This is a genomic window from Rhizobacter sp. P2_D12 (assembly GCF_056404395.1).
The window spans coordinates 13,663-32,117 of the sequence record NZ_JBFUEB010000015.1 but is presented as its reverse complement, the minus strand read 5'-3'; the positions used below and the strand labels follow the sequence as shown (position 1 = coordinate 32,117).

Sequence of the window (18,455 nt, the reverse complement as noted above, 5' to 3'; positions counted from 1 at the left end):
CTTCGCGACTTCAGAACCGGTAGGCCGTGAACACCACGACGCTGTTCTGCGCCTTCTTCTCGGTGATCGGGCTGTCGGCCGCGTCGCGCTGCAGGCTGCGCGTCGACACGCGCGTGCCCACGCCCCACTGCTTGTCGATCTGGTAATCGGCGCCGACGGTGAAGCCCACCGATTCGATGCCCGAGCGCGGCGTGTACAGCGCGCGGCCCGACCGCGCCGCCTGTTGCTCGTCGATGCCGAAGTAGGTCTGCATCGCGCTGCGGCTGGCCCAGGTCACCCCCGGGCCGGCCGACAGCACCAGGCCCTCGGCCGGGCTGTACTTGCCCTCGACGTCGAACGACAGCCGCCCGCCCTGGTGCTTGCCGCCGATGTCGCCGACCACGTTGGCGCGCGCGGTGAACCAGGCGTCGGTGTAGCTCGCGAACACCGCACCGAGCGCGGTGCCGTCGATGTCGCCCAGGCCGCGCAGCCGGTCGGAATCGGATTCCTTGCGCGGCTTCTCGAGGTTGCCGCCGATGCCCAGGCCGACGCGCCAGTGCGGGTCGGTGATGATGAAGGCGCCGACGCCCGCCGGCACGCCGGCGCCGGGCACGCCGCCGATGAAGTAGCGGCCCTGGTTGGCGGCCAGCACCGGGAAGGCACGCACCTTGTGTTCGGCGCTGCCGGGGTACTTGGGGATGCTGCCGACGCCCAGGCCGACGGTGAACTGCCAGCTGTCGTCGGCCGGCGCGGCCGGTTCGTCCGCCAGGGCCAGCGAGGCGCTCAGCAGCGCCAGCGCGCCGGTCAGCAGCGTGGGGATCATCGGATGGAAGAGGCGTTGGCGCAGGATCATTCGGGTCTTTCGGAAGGCGATGGAATCGGTGAACATGGGAGTGTCTCTCGGTTGGGATGATGGCAGTGTCGGCAGCCCGCCTGAAGCGAACCTGAATCCTTCATGAAGGTCGGGTGAAGGCCCTGCCCTTCACCCGACCTTCAGGTTCGGCGTCTCCAATCGGTGTCCATGAGCCATGCCATGAAGATCCTGCTGATCGAAGACGACCTCGAACTGGGCAACGGCGTGCGCATCGCGCTCGAGGACCAGGCCCTGCAGGTCACCTGGGTGCGTCGGCTGGGCGACGCGCTGCACGCGATCGACACCCAGGCCTGCGACCTGGTGCTGCTCGACCTGGGCCTGCCCGACGGCGACGGCCTGGCGCTGCTGGCGCGCCTGCGCCGCGAGCGCATGCCGATGCCGGTGCTGATCCTGACGGCGCGCGATGCGCTCGAAGACCGGCTGGCCGGCCTGGACAGCGGCGCCGACGACTACCTGGTCAAGCCCTTCGCGCTGGCCGAGCTGCTGTCGCGCGTGCGCGCGCTGGCGCGGCGCAGTTTCGGCCTGGTCAACGACACGCTCGAGATCCGCCAGCTCGCGCTGCACGAGGCGACGATGCGCGTGACGGTCGACGCCCGTGCGGTCGAGCTGTCGCGCAGCGAGTTCGAGCTGCTGTGCCTGCTGATGAAGCGCGCCGACCGCGTGCTGACGCGCCGCGTGCTCGAAGAGCAGGTGCTGCCCGGCGGACTCGACAACGGCAGCAACGTGCTCGACGTGCACATGTCCAACCTGCGCCGCAAGATCGGGCCGGGCTACATCCGCACCGTGCGCGGCGTCGGCTACGTGATCGACCGCAGCGCGCCGGCCCAGGGCGGCGCATGACGCCCGTCGCGCTGTGGAAGCGTCTGCGCAGCTCGCTGGTCAGCCGGCTGGTGCTGGCCCAGATGCTGACGGTGCTGCTGCTGTGGTCGGCGGCGATGGCCTACTTCGTCTGGGACACCGCGCGCTACGACGAGATCTTCGAGCCGGGTCACATGGGCCCGCGGGCCGACATGATCCTCGCGCTGGTCGACAGCCTGTCCGACCGGCCCGAGCAGCTGCAGGACGTGCTGCGCAAGCTCGACGTGTTCCAGCGCCGCGAGAACCACGAAGAGGACGACCCGGCGCTGCGCATGTCGATGAACGTCTGGCTTGGTGACCGGCTGCTGTATGCCTCGCCCGGCGCGCCCGGCGTGGTGCCCGCGGTGCAGCGGCGCCGGCTCGAGAAGCTGACGATCGCCGGCACGCCGTGGCGCACGTACACGCAGCAGTCGGCGCAGTCGCAGGCGCGCGTCACGCTGATCCGTTCCGGCCATGCGGTGTCGATCCTGTTCGCGCTCGGCGAGCGTGGCATCCTGATCCTGCCGCTGCTGATCAGCCTGCCCTTCCTGGTGCTGCCGGCCTGGTGGTCGGTGCGGCTCGCGCTGCGGCCGTGGCGGCGCTTCTCGCAGGAGATCGAGGCGCGCAGCCCGGCCGACCTGGCGCCGCTGCGCTTCGGCAGCGCCTGGCGCGAGCTGCGGCCGGTGGCCGATGCGGTGAACACGCTGCTCGCGCGCGTGGCGGCCAGCCTGGCGCGCGAGCGCAGCTTCATTGCTGATGCGGCGCACGAGCTGCGCACGCCGCTGGCGGCGATGCGCATCAACGTCGAGGCGCTGCAGGCGCACCGTGGGGATGCGCGCGATGCCGAGTTGCTGGACGGCCTGGTGCGCAGCGGCGAACGGGCGAGCCGGCTGGTGGCGCAGCTGCTGGGGCTGATGCGCAGCGACAGCGGCCGCACCGAGGCCGCGCGGCTGTCGCTCGACGAGCTGGTGCAGGACCGGCTGGCGGCGCTGTCGGGGCTGGCGACGCAGCGCGGCGTCGAGCTGGAGTTCGCGGCCGCCGAGCGCTGCGAGATCGTGGCCGAACGCGAGGGCGTGACCTCGCTGGTCGACAACCTGGTCGAGAACGCGGTCAAGTACTCGCCCGCGGGCTCGACGGTGACGGTGCGGGTGGGCGCGGATGCGTCGCTGGTGGTCGAGGATGCCGGCCCGGGCATCGCGCCCGATTGGCGCGAGCGGGTGTTCGACCGCTTCTTCCGCGTGCCCGACCAGGCGCAGCCGGGCAGCGGGCTCGGCCTGGCCATCGTCAAGTCGGTGGCCGACCGCCATGGCGCGACGGTCGAGTTGGCCGATGGTCCCGATGGCCGCGGCTTGCGCGTGACGGTGCGCTGGCCGCGCCGCTGATCACGCCGCCGCGGCGATCTCGCGCAAGGCCCGCTCGAACACCTCGGGCGGCTGCCCGCCCTGGATCAGGTGGCGGTCGTTGATGATCACCGACGGCACCGCCTGGATGCCGTGCTGGCGGTAGAACTCTTCGCGCTCGCGCACTTCGTCGGCATACGCGCCCGACGCCAGCACCTCGCGCGCCCGGTTCGCATCCAGCCCGACCTCGCCCGCCACCTTCACCAGCAGCTCGTGCGAGCTCGGGTCTTGCCCGTCGGTGAAGTAGGCCTTGAACAGCGCATGCTTCAGCGCCAGCTGCTTGCCTTCCAGCCCGGCCCAGTGCAGCAGACGGTGGGCGTCGAAGGTGTTGTAGATGCGACCGCGCAGGTCCATCCGGAAGGTGAAGCCCAGCGCCTCGCCGCGTTGGCGGATGGCCTCGCCGCTGCTCGCGCGCTGCTCGGCGCTGGCGCCGTACTTCTGCTTCAGGTGCTCGCCGATGTCCTGGCCCTCGGACGCCATGCCGGGATTCAGTTCGAAGGGCTGGAAGTGCAGGTCCACCTTCACCTCGCCGCCGAGGCGGGCGATGCCCTCCTCGAGCGACTTCAGGCCGATGGCACACCACGGGCAGGACACGTCGGAAACGAAATCGATCTTCATGCCCCGGATTGGACCCGAGGCACGATCTCCCGATGTGCCGCGGGGCTTCTCAGCAGCTGCCGCCGCCTTGCGCAAACAGCTTCTGCACGCGCTCGTCGATCTGCGCCGGCGTCAGGTCTTCCTTGTGCGTCGAGATGAACCACTGGTGGCCGAACGGATCGATGAAGTGGCCGCTGCGGTCGCCCCAGAACTGGTCCGCCACCGGCATCGTGATGGTCGAGCCGGCCGCGACGGCCTTGGCGACCACCGCGTCGACGTCGGGCACGTACAGCAGCGCCGAGCAGGGCGAGCCGCCCAGCGTCTTCGGACTCAGCGCGCCGTGCTGCGGCTGTTCCTCGGTCAGCATGAACTGCGCCGTGCCCACCTTCAGCTCGGCGTGCATCGGGTTGCCGTCCGGCGCGTCCATGCGCATCACGATCTCGGCGCCGAAGGTCTTCTGGTACCAGGCGATCGCGTCGGCGGCGCCCTTGATCACCAGGTAAGGCGTGCCGCCGGTGGCGGGCGGCACCGGGTTCACCGGCCTGGCCTGCTGCGCGTCGATCTGCGAACGCAGGCTCTCTTCCTGCGCGCGCAGCTCGGGCGTGAACTCGGCGCCGAAGTCCTCGGCCTCGAAGATCTGGCGGATCTCGATCTCCGAATCGCCCGGCATCGGGTTCGGGCAGCGCTTGACCCAGGCGATGGCCTCGTCGAGCGACTTGACCTTCCAGATCCAGAAGCCGGCCACCAGCTCCTTGGTCTCGGCGAACGGGCCGTCGATCACGCTGCGTTCCTTGCCCTGGAAGCGCACGCGCGCGCCCTTGCTGCTCGGCTGCAGGCCTTCGCCGGCCTGCATCACGCCGGCCTTCACCAGTTCCTCGTTGAAGCGGCCCATCTGCTCGAGCAGCTTCGTGTCCGGCATCACGCCGGCTTCGGAGTTCTTGTCGGCCTTGATCATGATCATGAATCGCATGGAGGTCTCCTGGGTTGGGTGGGAAGCGGTGGCTTCATCTCCACGACGTCCCTGCCGGTTCGGAATCGACATGCTGCGCCGATCATTTTGTAACAGCGACCTCGACGTAGCCCTTCTTCAGTTTCTCGGCGACCAGCTTGTCCATCTCCTGCTGTGCGCGCTGCGGGCTCGCCATGGCCTTGACCTGGGTCTGCCCGCCGGTGCCCAGGCGGCCGAAGACCACGGTGACCTCGCTCCCGCTGCAGGCGACCTGCCAGAACTTGGCCGAACCGCCCTCGACGAACTCGAAGCGGCGGCCGGGCAAGGCGGGCGGGGCCGGTGGCTCGGGAGGCGCGACCACGACCGGCGTTGCGCCGGCCGCCTCTTCGGCCAGACCCTCGGCCGGTACCGCCACGGCCTCCGGCTCATCGGCCGCGGGTTCCGGCGGATGCCGCAGCGCCCGCTCGATCGCGTCGAGCACCGCCGCCGGCTGGTGCAGCCAGTCGCGTGCCAGCACCTGGACCGCGCGCCAGCCGAAGCCGTCGAGGATGCGCGGCCGCGACACGTAGCGCTCCAGCAGGTCCGGGTTCGCATAGTGCTGCGCGGTGTCGACCAGCACCGCCAGCGCGTAGTGGTCCTGCCCCTCGACGCGGATCGCCAGGTCGCAGCGGAAACGCGATTGGCCGACCCGCTCGTCCACCGCATGGCCGCGTGCCCGCAGCGCCGCTGCCAGCTGCGCGACCACCTGCTCCGGGTGCGCCTGGCCACCCAGCGCCGTGCGCCCCATCGGGTTCAGGCCTTCCAGCACGCGCTGTGCCGACACCCGGTCGCCGCGCGAGGCCAGCGCCGCATAGCGCAGGAAGTGCTTCAGCGCCGCCGCGCCCTCGTTGTAGTCGTTGGTGATGGCCTCGTGCTGGATGCTGCTGACCACCGCCATGTGCTGGCGCGCGCGGCTGAAGATCACGTTCAGTCGTTTCTCGCCGCCGCGCTGGTTGATCGGGCCGAAGTTCATCAGCATGCGCCCGTCCGGCCCGCGGCCGTAGCAGATGCTCAGCACGATGATGTCGCGCTCGTCGCCCTGCACGTTCTCCAGGTTCTTGATGAAGAGGCCGCAGAACTGGTCGTCCTCCTCGCGCACGCTTTCCGCCTCCAGGCGCGCGCCGAAGGCCGGGTCTTCGGTGGCCAGCGCCTCCAGCGCCGACTCGATCGCGCCCTGCTGGGCCTCCGAGAAGGCGACCAGGCCGATGCTGTGCCCGGTGCCGCGCTGCAGCAGCTCGCGCACCAGCTGCGCGATGTAGCGCGCCTCGCCCTCGTTGCGGCGCTGCAGGTAGACCGCATCGGAGACGGCGTGGAAGCTGATCGCGCGCGACAGCAGCGCATCGGCGCCGGCCGCGACCGCCCCGGGCGTCAGCGCGCGGCTTTCCACCGCGATCGGCGGCAGCCCGTCGGCCGGCACGCCGCGGTCGGGGATGGTGAACAGGTTGCCGGCGTAGAAGGCCGCGTTCGAGAAGCCGATCAACGATTCGTAGCGGCTGCGGTAGTGCCAGGCCAGCAGCGTGGCCGGCAGGTTGCGCGCGCCCTGGTTCAGCAGGCTGTCGGCATCCAGCACGACCGCGAAGCGCTCGCCTTCCTCTTCGACCGCGAGCGCGCCGCCGTCCCCTTCGTCATCATTGCGCGCCGATGCGAAGAAGCTGGTCGGCGGCAGCTGCATCTCGTCGCCGACCACGATCACCTGCGGCGCGCGGTACAGCGCCGGCACCGCCTCCTCGACCGGGATCTGGCTCGCCTCGTCGAAGATGACCACGTCGAACAGGTCGGCCGCCAGCGGCAGCGTGTCGGACACCGACAGCGGGCTCATCAGCCACACCGGCTTCATGTCGCGCACCACCTCGCCGCTGTCGGCGCTGGCCAGCTCGCGGATCGACTTGAAGCGCATGGTCTTGCCGAACTCGTGCTCCAGCTCGCGCCGGCCGGCGTTGTAGGCCTTCTTGAAGCGCTTGCCTTCGGCGTCGAGCTGGGCCGCCGACAACCCGGCGCGCTGCACGTTCTGCAGGAAACGGCGCCGCACGCCGGCGCGCAGCACCTGCGCGTTCAGCGACAGCAGGCGGTGCTGCGATTCGCCGAGCCGGCCGGCGTGGCGGGCCAGCGCCGCGCCGTCGAAGCGCGGCAGCCAGCGTTCGCCGCGGTAGACGCGCTCCAGGCTTTCCAGCGCGACCGCGTGCTCGAGGGCGTCGACCGGCAGGTCCAGCGTGCGCAGCGTGGCGGCCACCCGGGGCTCGGCATCGGCCAGCTCCTGCAGCAGCGGCAGCAGGTCGGGCAGCGCGTCGGCGTGCTCGCGCAGGTCGCGCACCAGCGGGCCCAGCGCCTCGAGTGCCTGCGCGTGCGGGTCGGCCAGCAGTTGCAGCAGCAGCGCGTGCAAGGCCTCGGCATCGGGTTGCAAGCTCGCCAGCGCATCGTTGCCGGGGTGCTCGAGCATCCAGCGCTGGAAGGCCTGCAGGCGCGGGTTGTCGACGCTGCCGGCGGTGGCCTGCAGCCGCTGGCGCTCGGCCTGCAGCGCGGCCGCGGCCTCGTGCTCGGCCTGCAGCTCGGCCAGCACCTGGCTGGGTGCCCGCCCGGCCTGCGCACCGCGCTGCGCGACGGTCTTGGACAGGCGCCACCACGAGGGCTGCAGCCAGCGCAGCAACGAGGCCTCCTGGCGGCGCGCCTGGTCCAGCCATTGGAGGGTCTCTTGCGGCGAGGGCTTGTCGCGCCAGGCCTGGGTGCGGCCGAAGGCGGCCTCATGGGCCTGCCGCAACGCACAGAGCCGGGCGGCCTGCGCGGTGACGACCTGCAGTTCATCGGCGTGCAAGGCGGGTGCTTCCGGCCACGCGGCGGCCAGCGCGTCGCCGCAGCGGTCGAGCAGCGCTTCGGCGCGGTCGCACAGCAGGTCCAGCTGCGCCAGCGGGCGCTCATGCCGCACGACGGCCGGGGCCAGGTGGGCGAACACGTGGCGCGCGAACGACGGCTCGCCGCTCGTCTCCAGCAAGGTCTGCTGCAGGCGCCGGGCCAGGTCGGCATGGCGCTGCCAGGCGGCGAAGGGCGGCAGCGCCTCGCGCTGGCGCGGCGCGAGCGCGCTCTCGTGGCCGTGCAGCGTGACCAGCCGCTCCACCAGCTCGCGCACGCTGCGGCCGACGTGCTCCGGGCTGGCACGCATCGCGGCGTCGAAGCGCTGCAGCGCCTGCAGGTCCTGCTCGATGCCGGCCACCAGGCCCTGGCGTTGCTGCGCCAGCGCATCCAGCCCGTCGGCCGACGCGAGCCAGTGCTCGTAGGTCTGCTTCAGGTTCAGCACGAAGGCCTTCTTGTCGGCCTGCGAGTCGTGGATCATGCAGCACAGCTCGTCCAGCCCCTGCTGGCGCAGGCGATGGAACACCACGTCGATCGCGGCCCGCTTCTCGCAGACGAACAGCACCCGCTTGCCGCGCCCGACGTGGTCGGCGATCAGGTTGGTGATGGTCTGCGACTTGCCGGTGCCCGGCGGCCCCTGGATGATGTAGCTGGTGCCGCGGCGCGCCAGCGCGACCGCGGCGGTCTGCGTCGCATCGGCGCTGACGACGGCCCAGTGCTCGCCCGGCGGCAACGCGGCCGGCGCCTCGGCCTCGAGCGCGCGCGGCTGCAGCGAGAACACCCGGTCGAAGGCCGGGTTCGGCAGGTCGGCTTCGATCAGCGCGTTGTAGTCGCGCACCAGCGACATCTTGCGGTAGTTGAAGTTGCCGAGCGTGACGCTGCAGAGGTCCAGGTCCCAGCGGTACGGGTTGGCGGCCGCCTCGCGCAGCGCGAAGGTGGTCGCCTCGGCCTGGTCGGGCGCCATCTGCGGCCGGCGCGGCACCGGCTGCGCGCCCACCGCCTCGCGCAGCGGCAGCGGCGAGGGCAGCACGCGTTCGTGGAACAGCTTCAGCCCGAGCGGGCGGAAGTCGTCGGCGGCGTAGCTGTGGTCGGTGGCGGCGGCGGGCGCCACCACCGGCGCGCGCGGCCCCTGGCGGCGGCGGAACTGCTCCAGCCTCTGCTTGGCGCGCTGGTGGATCAGCTCGATCGCCGGCTCCTGCACCAGCCGCAGCTGCACGCCCGGCTCGGTGGCGGCGATCTGCGCCTGCAGCTGCGCATGAAAGTCGGCCAGCGGCTGCTGCTTCAGGTCGACCGTCTCGGGCAGCACGATGCCGTACAGCTGGCGCAGTTGCTGGCGCAGCACCGGGTTGACCTCGGCCTCGGTGCTGTCGGTCTGCAGCAGGTACTGGTCGCGCACGCCCTTCTTGCGCGCCAGGTCGACCGGCAACAGCAGCAGCGGCGAGACGATGCGCTCGTCGCGTGCTTCCTTCAGGTCGTGCCAGCGCAGGAAGGCCAGCACCAGCGAGAGCTGCGAGAAGCCGTAGTCGGCGCGGTCGCGGCGCGACTCCTGGATGATGCGGTCGAGCGCGCCCGGCAGGTAGGGCTGGTCCTCGAAGCGCAGCCAGCCCGCCAGCGCCACGCGCCCGCCCTGCAGCACCTCGTCGGCGAACGTGCCGCCCCAGGTGCACAGCCGGTCGAGGCGGATGCTCTTCAGGTCGACCACCAGCGGCACGCTGGCCACCGTCAGGTTGACGCTGGATTGCGTCGGCCGGAAATGCAGCAGCCGGTTGCGCCGCGACAGGTCGAACAGCCGGTCGCGCAGGTGGGTCTGCACCGCGCGGCGGCGCGCCACCACGCCGTCCTCCTGCGGCGCGAGGCGCGACAGCGCCAGGTCCTGCGGCTGCTCGCGGTAGCTCTCGAGCCGGCGGATCACCGACGGCAGGTCGCGGCTGCGCTGGTGCCTGTCGAGCGCCGTCATCTCGACGATCACGCCGGCCACCACCGGGTGCAGCCGTTCCTGCAGCGCGAACAGGTTCTCGCGGTGCTCGGCAAAGCGGCGCAGCTCGTCGTCGCGGCAGAAGTCGAGGCCGAGCGTCAGGCTGGCCAGCACCTGGCCCAGGCACAGGATGTCGCTCAGCGCGTCGTGGTGGCCGAGCTTCTGTTCCCACGCGTGGTAGTCGGGCAGGTAGACCGGGCGCGTCGGCGTTGCCGCGGGGTCGCCCTGCACCGACAGGTCCTGCAGCTCGGTGCCGTGCTCTGCATCCTGCGTCAGCCGGGTCTCGCCGACCACGCGCAGCACCGACGCGGGCGGTGCCTGCAGCGCGGCGACCGCGCCCGGGTTGTGCTGCGGCGCCTGCCCCTGCGGGCGGGCCAGCACCAGCGTGCCGGCCAGGTCCTGCCGCAGCGCGTGCACGCCACCGAGCGCCGCGACGCGCTCCTGCTCGTGCAGCGTGGCCACCTCGCGCAGCAGCGGCAGCACCAGTGCCAGCACATCGTCGGTCTGCAACCCGCCATGGGCTGCTCCGGTGTCGAGCAGGGCGTGCAGCGCGGCCGGCTCAGACATGGCGCTCTCCGGTGCGCTGCAGCAGCGCGGCGGCCTCCTGGCGCTGCTTGTTGAGCTGGCGCTTCGTCAGCCGCAGCGATTTCAGCGCGAGCTTCTCGTACGCGGCGTCGGTACCGAGCCGGGCCGACAGCGCCAGCGCGGCGGCCATCGGCACGTCGTCGAGCTCGCGGTCGCAGACGCTGAAGTCGAGCAGCACGGCGGCGACGTAGGCATGGATGCCGGGCAGCGCGGCGATGTCGTCCGCCAGCGATGCATCGGCGGCGTCCGCCGGCTGGAAATCGGGGAAGAAGCGCCGCGCGTGCGCCAGCATGCCATCCGAGCGCAGCCAGGCCGGGCGCAGCAGCTCGCCGACCAGGCGGCGCGTCAGCGCGGTCAACTGCTGCTGGCCGGGCAGGTCCAGCGCATCGATCGACAGGCCGCCCTCCAGCGCGCCGGCGAGCCAGGCATCGGCCTGCGCATCGCCTTCGCACCACAGCCGCAGCGCGCGGGCACGCACGAACACCTCGGGGTGGCTGTGCGACCGCGACGGGGCGGCGTCGGCCGCGCAGATCTCGTCGGCCTGGCGCAGGTAACTGGCGGCGCTGACCTCGGCCAGCCCGGTCTGCGTCTTGACCAGCGCGACCACCGCCGCGTCGAGCCCGCCGCTCGCGACCGCGCCGCCGCGGTCGGCGAAGACCTCGGTGTAGAGGCGGTACAGGCGCGCCGTCTGCAGGTGGCTGGGCGCCGCCCGCGGGTCGGCCTCGGTGCCGGACAGGATGCGGTCGGCGGTGTGGAAGTCGCCGTTGTCGCGCGACCACAGCAGGTGGTGCGACAGCTCGTGTCCCAGCACCGCTTCCAGCTCGGGGCCCTTCAGCCGCTCCAGCAGCGGGCCGGTAAGGACGATGTGCGCCTCGGCCGGCAGGAAATACAGGCCGGCATTCATCGTGCCGCCGGTGTCCGGGCCCTGGTACAGCGTCACCGGCACCGCGAGGCCCAGGCGCTGCGCCGCGGCTGCGCAATGCGCGTGCAGGGCGGGGTGGGCATCGGCATCGAGCCGGTAGCTTCCCTTCAGCAGGTCGCTGCGGATCGCCTCGGCATGCTCGTCGCGCGCCTGCGCCGACGAGGCCCAGTGCCAGACCTCGGGCTCGGCCGTGCGCAGCCACCGCACGACGGCCTGCAGGTAGGGCAGCGGGGACAGGCGGGGCAAGCCCGGCGGGGTGTCATCGAGCATGGACAGCAAGGAGGAAGGAGCCGGACCGCCGCCGAGTGTAGCCAGCCCCCGCGTCACCCGAGTCGGTTATCTTTCGAGGCATCGCCACCACCGGCCCCCGGGGCCGTGCCCGCCATGGAGTCACCGTTCGCCCCCCGCAGCGTCCGCGTCTGGGACCTGCCGACCCGCCTGTTCCACTGGCTGCTCGTGATCTGCATCGTCGGCTCGGTGGCCAGCGCGAAGATCGGTGGCAATGCGATGGAATGGCACCTGCGCTTCGGGCTGATGGTGCTGATCCTGCTGGCGTTCCGGCTGCTGTGGGGCTTCGTCGGCGGGCGCTGGTCGCGCTTCGCGAGCTTCATCTACGCGCCGGCCACGCTGCTGCGCCACCTGCGCGGCCGGGCCGGGCGCGACGAATGGCTGGAGGTGGGGCACAGCCCGACCGGCGCGCTGTCGGTGTTCGCGCTGCTGGCGCTGCTGGTGGCCCAGGTCGCCAGCGGGCTGGTCGCCGATGACGAGATCTCGACCACCGGCCCGCTGATCAAGTATGTGAGCGGTGCCACCAGCAGCCTGCTGACCTCGTGGCACAAGACCTGGGGCCAGTGGCTGATCTACACGCTGGTGGCATTGCACATCGCCGCGATCCTGTTCTACCTGCTGCGCAAGGGCCACAACCTGACCGGCGCGATGTTGCGCGGCGACAAGCTGCTGCCGGCGGATGCCCCGGCCTCGCGCGACAGCGCCGCGACGCGGCTGCTGGCGGCGGTGCTGCTGCTGGCCTGCGCGGCGGGTGCCGGCTGGGTCTGGAGCCTGCAGAACTGACAAGGCCTAAACTCGGTCTCCGATGGATACCCCCGTCATCCAGCTGCTGGTGCCCGACTCGCCCGAGTTGATCGACGCGACGCGCGAGATCGTGCGTGAATATGGCGACAGCCTGGGCATCGACCTGGCGTTCCAGGATTTCGAGCGCGAACTGGCCCAACTGCCGGGCGAGTACGCCGACCCGTCGGGTCGCCTGCTGCTGGCGGTGGTCGACGGCGCGGTGGCCGGCTGCGGCGCCTTTCGGGCGCTGCCGGATGCTGACTATGCCAATGCCTGCGAGATGAAGCGGCTGTTCGTGCGGCCGGCGTTCCGCCGCTTCGGGCTCGGCCGCGTGCTGGCGCAGGCGCTGATCGACGAGGCGCGCCGTGCCGGCTATTCGTCGATGCTGCTCGACACGCTGGACGACATGGAGTCGGCCCGCGGGCTGTACGCCTCGCTCGGCTTCGAGGAGGTGCCGCCCTACTACTACAACCCGATCCCCGGCGCGCACTACCTGAAGGCGTCGCTGGACTGGCAGAGCTCGACCTACTGACACTCCGGAAGGAAGGCCCGCATGAATGCATTCCGACAGCTTCTCGGTTCGTCCGGCGCGCATCCGCCGATCGGCACCTGGATTTCGTCGGGCAGCCCGATCGTCGCCGAGGCGATGGGCTGCGCCGGCTTCGACTGGGGCGTGCTCGACATGGAGCATTCGCCGGTCGACCTGATGGACCTGGTGCACCTGCTGCAGGCGGTGGCGTCGACCAAGATGCTGCCGGTGGTGCGCGTGCCGTGGAACGACACCGTCGTCGTCAAGCGCGTGCTCGACGCCGGCGCGACGACGCTGATGTTCCCGTTCGTGCAGGACGCCGACGAGGCGCGGCGCGCGATTGCCGCCACCCGCTACCCACCCGAGGGCGTGCGCGGCATCGCCGGCGTCAACCGCGGCTCGCGCTTCGGCACCCTTGCCAACCACGTGAAGACGGCCAACCAGCACGTCGGCGCGATCGTGCAGCTGGAGACGCCGGCGGCGATCGCGCAGCTCGAGGCCATCGTCGCGGTGCCGGGCGTCGATGCGGTGTTCCTCGGGCCGGCCGACCTGTCGGCGGCAATGGGCCATGTCGGCAACCCGATGCATCCCGCGGTGCTCGACCTGATGTCGCAGGCGGTGCAGCGCTGCAAGGCGGCCGGCAAACCGGTGGGCACCGTCGGCAGCACGCCCGAGGTGGTGGCGCAGTACCGGGCGACCGGCTTCGACTTCGTCGCGATCTCGTCCGACCTGGGCCTGATGATGCGCGGCGCGCAGGCGTCGATCACCGCGCTGCGCACGCGCGACACCGAGCACGTGCACACGCTGGCTGGTGGCACGCAGCCCTCGGCGGCCTATTGACCACCCCCAAAGATCGCCGCTCGCGGCCGGTTTCATCGCGGTACGGGCGTAGCATGGCGCACCGTGTTTTTCCACCCCTTGCCGGGAAGGCCAATGACTGGATCGTCGAACAACAGCTATGAACTGCACGCGGGCGCCCTGCGCCTGGCCATCCGCCCCGACCTGGGCGGCAGCATCGCCGGCCTGTGGCACCGCGATCAACCGATCCTGCGCTCGACCGAGCCGGGCGCGCTCGAGTCGCCGCGCCTGTCCGCCAGCTTCCCGATGGTGCCGTACTCGAACCGCCTCGGCTACCGGCGCTTCCGCTGGAAGGGCAAGGACTACACCACCGCCGCCAACTTCGACGACAGCCCGCACTCGGTGCACGGCGTCGCGTGGAAGCGCCCGTGGGAGGTGGTGTCGACCGGCGCCACCGAGCTGGTGCTGCGCTACGTGCACGTGCCGGACGAGCACTGGCCGTTCCCGTTCGAGGCCCGGCAGTACTTCAGCCTGACCGCGTCGCAATGCGGCCTGCAGATGGTGCTGACCAACACCCATGACGCCGCGCAGCCGGCGGGCATCGGCTGGCACCCGTACTTCCACCGCCGCGAGCGCAGCCGGCTGCACATCGACCTGTCCGACCGCTGGGATTCGGATGCGACGCAGCTGCCGGTGCGCAAGCACCCGCAGCCGGGCATCGACGGCGACGTGTCGCACCTCGGCTTCGACAATTGCTTCGAAGGCTGGACCGGCCCGGCGCGCATCCGCGACGAGAAGTTCTCGATGCAGGTGACCTCGTCGCTGCCCTACCTGGTGGTCTACACGCCGTCCGAGAAGCCGTATTACTGCGTCGAGCCGGTCAGCCACGTCAGCAATGCGATCCACATGGCCGACCCGGCAGCGCACGGGCTGCGCACGCTGCAGCCGGGCGAGAGCTTCGAGGCGTGGATGAAGATCGACGTTTCGCCCCTGTGATGGACCCCGCCTTCGACGCGGTGCCGGCACCGGGCTCGGTGCTCGGCGAATCGCCGCTGTGGCACCCGGTGGAGCAGGCGCTGTACTGGTGCGACATCCCGGGCTTCGCGCTGAACCGCTTCGATCCGGCGAGCGGCCGGCACGACCGCTGGGCCTTGCCGACCGACGTCGCGAGCTGCGCGCCGATGCGCGACGGCGGCATGCTGCTCGCGATGCGCGACGGGCTGTGGCGCTTCGACACGAAGACAGGCGAACGCACGCCGCTCGCGGCCGCGCCGTACGACCCCGCGCTCGAACGCTTCAACGACGGCAAGTGCGACCCGCAGGGCCGCTTCTGGGTCGGCACGATCTACGAGCCGCGCAAGCCGGCGCTGGCGGCCTTGTACTGCTTCAGCGACGGCGCGCTGCAGCGCGTCGCCGATGACGTGACGGTGTCGAACGGCCTGGCCTGGAGCCCGGACGGCCGCACGATGTACTGGAGCGACACCACCTCGCACACGGTGTTCGCGATGGACTTCGACGGCGCCACCGGCCGGCCCGGACCGCGCCGCGTGTTCGCGCGCTTCCCGCTGAAGCAGCCGGACCAGGACCTCGCCACCTACGGCGGTCGCCCCGACGGCGCGGCGGTCGACAGCGAGGGCGCCTACTGGGCCGCGATGTTCGAGGGCCAGCGCCTGTTGCGCCTGTCGCCGTCGGGCGAGGTGCTGGACGAGCTGAAGCTGCCGGTGCGCTGCGCGACCATGCCGTGCTTCGGCGGTGCCGACCTGAAGACGCTGTACGTGACGACCTCGCGCGAGAAGCGGCCGGCCGATGAGTTGGCGAATCAGCCTCTGGCCGGCCGCGTGCTGGCGTTCCGGGTCGCCGTCCCCGGACTCCCCGCCACCCTCTTCGGCTGAGAGGATGACGGCCCCCACGTCACGTCATTCCTGCCCCCCGAGGGGGCGCTCAGCCGCCTTGGGGCGGCCCGGCGGCGGCTGATGGACCGCAACGAGCAGCTCGCGCGGCTGCGCGATCCATCGCCCTGGGACCTGGCGGTGATCGGCGGCGGCGCGACCGGGCTCGGCGTCGCGCTCGACGCGGCGGCGCGCGGCTTGCGTGTCGTGCTGCTCGAGGCCGAGGACTTCGCCAAGGGCACCTCGTCGCGCGCGACCAAGCTGGTCCATGGCGGCGTGCGCTACCTGGCGCAGGGCAACGTCGCGCTGGTGCGCGAGGCGCTGCACGAGCGCGCGACGCTGCTCGCGAACGCGCCGCACCTGGCGCAGCCGCTCGCCTTCGTGATGCCCGGCTACCGCTGGTGGGAGCGCTGGTTCTACGGCATCGGCCTGAAGCTCTACGACGCGCTGGCGGGCCGGCGCGGGCTGGGCGATACGCAGCTTCTGTCGACCGCGCAGACACGCGCGCTGCTGCCCGGCGTGCGGCCCGACGGCCTGCACGGCGGCGTCAAGTACTGGGACGGCCAGTTCGACGACGCCCGGCTGGCGGTCACGCTGGCGCGCACCGCCGTCGAGCGCGGTGCCTGCGTCGTCAACCACTGCCGCGTCGACGGGCTGCTGCGCGAGGGCGGCCGCGTCAAGGGCCTGCTGGCCCACGACAGCGAGAGCGGCGAGCGCTTCAGCCTGCACGCCGCCTGCATCGTCAACGCCGCCGGCGTCTGGGTCGACGCGATCCGCGACCTCGACCGTGAGCCCGATGCACCGAGCCGCGCGCCGATGGTCGCGCCCAGCCAGGGCGTGCACCTGGTCGTCGACCGCAGCTTCCTGCCCGGCGACCACGCGATGCTGATCCCCAAGACCGCCGACGGCCGCGTGCTGTTCGCGGTGCCGTGGCTGGGCAAGACGCTGCTCGGAACCACCGATACGCCACGGCACGACCTGGCGCCCGAGCCGGCACCCTTCCACGACGAGGTCGAGTTCATCCTGCGCGAATCGGGCCGCTACCTGAGCCGGGCGCCGACGCGGGCCGACGTGCGCTCGGTGTGGGTGGGCCTGCGTCCGCTGGTCAAGCCGCCGGAAGACGATGGCGGAAACACCAAGGCCTTGTCGCGCGAGCACACGGTGCTGGTCGGGCGCTCCGGCCTGGTCACCGTGACGGGCGGCAAGTGGACGACCTACCGCGCGATGGCCGAGGACGTGCTGGCGCGCTGCTTCGAAGCCGGGCTGCTGGCGGCGCGGCCGGCCGGCGTCACGGTGCGGCTGCCGCTGGTGGGGGCGCCGGTGCAGGCGGCTGTTTCGCTGACCGCAAGCCCCGGCGAGGCCCGCTACGGCACCGACCTGCCGGCCGTGCGCGCGCTGCCCGGCGCCGACCGCTGGCTGTGGCGCGATGGCGACGGCGGCCTGACCGAGGCGATGGTGCGCTTCGCGGTGCGCTCGGAAATGGCGCGCACCGTCGAGGACGTGCTGGCGCGGCGCTGCCGGCTATTGTTCCTGGATGCCCGCGAGGCGCTGCGGATCGCCCCCGAGGTCGGCCGCCTGCTGGGCGACGAACTGGGCCCGCCGTTCGACCCCGCCCGATCGGTGCAATCCTTCAGGGACCTGGCCCGGCGCTACCTCGAACTCCCCTGAGCCGGCACAGTTCCCTCGCGTGCGTGTCCCCGTGTGTCAGGGAAGCCCCGTGCTTGCCCCTATAATCCCGAGGCTTTGCCGCTCTCGATTCGATTCCTGCCATGAAGCTCCAGCAATGAATACGCCCCACGCTGGAGCCAGGCAGGGTCAGTCGGATGAAGATGCAACCGACGACCGTGCTTTCAAGACCCTGACGCGAGAAGAAGCCCAGGCCTTGCGAGCAAGCATCCCCCAGGTGTCGCCCTGGAAGGTGGTGGCGGTCCAGGCGCTGGCAGGCGTGCTGTGCACGGTCATCGCGGCCGTCACCGCGGGTTCGGGAGCTGCCTGGTCGGCGTTGTACGGCGGGGCGGCGGTGGTTCTTCCGGCGGCCTTGCTGGCCAGGGGAATGACGCGGGGAGCAGGAAGCCCGGTGGCTGCGGCCGTCGGGTTCATGTTCTGGGAAATGTTGAAGATTGCAGTTGCCATCGCGATGCTGGTGATTGCAGCAAAAGTTGTGCCCAACCTCAGTTGGCCGGTGCTGCTGGTCACGATGGTGGTGTGCATGAAAGTGAACTGGCTGGCGCTGTTGTGGCGCCGCCGCTGATGGATACAGGGTTTCACGAATGACGACCGAAGGCCAAGAGCACGCCCCAAGCGCCGGTGAATACATCATTCACCACCTGCACCATCTGCAGAACAAGCACCAGGAAGGGGTCGTCGACTTCTCGGTGATCAACCTCGATTCCGTCTTCTTCACCATCGTGCTCGGCACGATCGGCTGCTGGCTGCTGTGGCTGGCCGCACGCAAGGCGACCTCGGGCCGCCCGGGCCGCTTCCAGGCCGCCGTCGAGATCCTGGTCGAGATGGTCGACAGCCAGGCCAAGGGCATCGTCCACAACGCGCAGAGCCGCAAGATGGTCGCGCCGCTCGCGCTGACGGTGTTCGTCTGGATCTTCCTGCTCAATGCGATGGACATGCTGCCGGTCGACCTGCTGCCGTGGCTCAACTCGCACACCGTCGGCCTGCCGTACCTGCGCGTCGTGCCGACCGCCGACCTGTCGATCACGATGGGCCTGTCGCTCGGCGTGTTGCTGGTCTGCCTGTTCTACAACGTCAAGATCAAGGGCGCCGGTGGCTGGGTGCACGAGCTGTTCTCGGCCCCGTTCGGCGACAAGTGGTTCCTGTACCCGGTCAACTTCGCGATGCAGGTGATCGAGTTCGTCGCGAAGACCGTCTCGCACGGCATGCGGTTGTTCGGCAACATGTACGCCGGCGAACTGATCTTCATGCTGATCGCGCTGATGGGCGGGGCCTTCGCCTTCACCGGCACCGGCATCGCGCTGTTCCTCGGCCACATCATCGCCGGCTCGGTGTGGACCATCTTCCACATCCTGATCATCACGCTGCAGGCCTTCGTGTTCATGATGCTGACCCTCGTCTACGTGGGCCAGGCACACGACCACCACTGATCCGCGTTCCCCGTTTTTTCGTTCGTTCTCTCGCAAACCCCAAAAAGGAGT

General features: G+C 71.0%; 15 protein-coding genes and 1 pseudogene. 10 read left to right on the top strand and 6 right to left on the bottom strand.

Annotated features, from left to right (window positions below; genetic code table 11):
- Window positions 1–10: 10 nt before the first annotated feature.
- Entirely contained in the window at window positions 11–868 is an 858-nt protein-coding gene (locus tag AC1DYN_RS07175; RefSeq protein ID WP_477958434.1) for a MipA/OmpV family protein, read from the bottom strand.
- A 144-nt stretch (window positions 869–1,012) separates the two neighbouring features.
- Between AC1DYN_RS07175 and AC1DYN_RS07170 the strand changes: the two genes are divergently transcribed.
- Together AC1DYN_RS07170 and AC1DYN_RS07165 are read left to right on the top strand one after the other, a co-directional pair.
- Window positions 1,013–1,693, top strand: coding sequence for a response regulator (locus AC1DYN_RS07170; RefSeq protein WP_477958433.1), 681 nt, complete (start codon window positions 1,013–1,015; stop codon window positions 1,691–1,693).
- Window positions 1,690–3,072: an ATP-binding protein gene (locus tag AC1DYN_RS07165; RefSeq protein WP_477958432.1), complete on the top strand. Its 1,383-nt coding sequence runs from the start codon at window positions 1,690–1,692 to the stop codon at window positions 3,070–3,072. Before AC1DYN_RS07170 ends, AC1DYN_RS07165 begins: the two co-directional genes overlap by 4 nt.
- Here AC1DYN_RS07165 and AC1DYN_RS07160 read toward each other — a convergent pair whose 3' ends face one another.
- The 5 genes and pseudogenes from AC1DYN_RS07160 to AC1DYN_RS07140 all read right to left on the bottom strand — a co-directional run bounded on the left by AC1DYN_RS07160 (window position 3,073) and on the right by AC1DYN_RS07140 (window position 11,247).
- Window positions 3,073–3,708: a DsbA family oxidoreductase gene (locus tag AC1DYN_RS07160; RefSeq protein WP_477958431.1), complete on the bottom strand. Its 636-nt coding sequence runs from the start codon at window positions 3,706–3,708 to the stop codon at window positions 3,073–3,075. It abuts the gene before it with no gap.
- 49 nt (window positions 3,709–3,757) lie between these two features.
- Window positions 3,758–4,183, bottom strand: a complete 426-nt coding sequence (locus AC1DYN_RS07155; RefSeq protein WP_477958482.1) for a VOC family protein — start codon at window positions 4,181–4,183, stop codon at window positions 3,758–3,760.
- A gap of 54 nt (window positions 4,184–4,237) precedes the next feature.
- A pseudogene (locus AC1DYN_RS07150) lies at window positions 4,238–4,657 on the bottom strand (YciI family protein); the annotation flags it as partial.
- Between the two features lie 82 nt (window positions 4,658–4,739).
- The gene (locus AC1DYN_RS07145; RefSeq protein WP_477958430.1) at window positions 4,740–10,061 is read right to left on the bottom strand and encodes an AAA domain-containing protein; all 5,322 of its coding nucleotides are present in this window, start codon (window positions 10,059–10,061) and stop codon (window positions 4,740–4,742) included.
- The gene (locus AC1DYN_RS07140) at window positions 10,054–11,247 is read right to left on the bottom strand and encodes a M48 family metalloprotease (protein WP_477958429.1); all 1,194 of its coding nucleotides are present in this window, start codon (window positions 11,245–11,247) and stop codon (window positions 10,054–10,056) included. Before AC1DYN_RS07140 ends, AC1DYN_RS07145 begins: the two co-directional genes overlap by 8 nt.
- Before the next feature lie 138 nt (window positions 11,248–11,385).
- Between AC1DYN_RS07140 and AC1DYN_RS07135 the strand changes: the two genes are divergently transcribed.
- From AC1DYN_RS07135 to atpB, 8 genes are all read left to right on the top strand, one after another.
- Window positions 11,386–12,072: a cytochrome b/b6 domain-containing protein gene (locus tag AC1DYN_RS07135; protein WP_477958428.1), complete on the top strand. Its 687-nt coding sequence runs from the start codon at window positions 11,386–11,388 to the stop codon at window positions 12,070–12,072.
- 22 nt (window positions 12,073–12,094) lie between these two features.
- Window positions 12,095–12,604: a GNAT family N-acetyltransferase gene (locus AC1DYN_RS07130; protein WP_477958427.1), complete on the top strand. Its 510-nt coding sequence runs from the start codon at window positions 12,095–12,097 to the stop codon at window positions 12,602–12,604.
- Between the two features lie 21 nt (window positions 12,605–12,625).
- Complete coding sequence (locus tag AC1DYN_RS07125) at window positions 12,626–13,441, top strand: HpcH/HpaI aldolase family protein (protein ID WP_477958426.1); 816 nt, start codon at window positions 12,626–12,628, stop codon at window positions 13,439–13,441.
- Window positions 13,442–13,534: 93 nt separating this feature from the next.
- Window positions 13,535–14,395 carry an aldose 1-epimerase gene (locus AC1DYN_RS07120; protein WP_477958425.1) on the top strand — a complete coding sequence of 287 codons (861 nt, stop codon included), beginning with the start codon at window positions 13,535–13,537 and terminating at the stop codon, window positions 14,393–14,395.
- Window positions 14,395–15,291, top strand: a complete 897-nt coding sequence (locus tag AC1DYN_RS07115; protein WP_477958424.1) for an SMP-30/gluconolactonase/LRE family protein — start codon at window positions 14,395–14,397, stop codon at window positions 15,289–15,291. The genes AC1DYN_RS07120 and AC1DYN_RS07115 overlap by 1 nt, the downstream gene beginning before the upstream one ends.
- A gap of 81 nt (window positions 15,292–15,372) precedes the next feature.
- Window positions 15,373–16,956 carry a glycerol-3-phosphate dehydrogenase/oxidase gene (locus tag AC1DYN_RS07110; protein WP_477958423.1) on the top strand — a complete coding sequence of 528 codons (1,584 nt, stop codon included), beginning with the start codon at window positions 15,373–15,375 and terminating at the stop codon, window positions 16,954–16,956.
- A 115-nt stretch (window positions 16,957–17,071) separates the two neighbouring features.
- Window positions 17,072–17,539 (top strand): ATP synthase subunit I, encoded by a 468-nt coding sequence (locus AC1DYN_RS07105; RefSeq protein ID WP_477958422.1) that lies wholly within the window; start codon window positions 17,072–17,074, stop codon window positions 17,537–17,539.
- A gap of 19 nt (window positions 17,540–17,558) precedes the next feature.
- A complete protein-coding gene (atpB, locus tag AC1DYN_RS07100; protein ID WP_477958421.1) occupies window positions 17,559–18,404 on the top strand; it encodes a F0F1 ATP synthase subunit A in 846 nt (281 codons plus the stop codon).
- Window positions 18,405–18,455 lie beyond the last annotated feature (51 nt).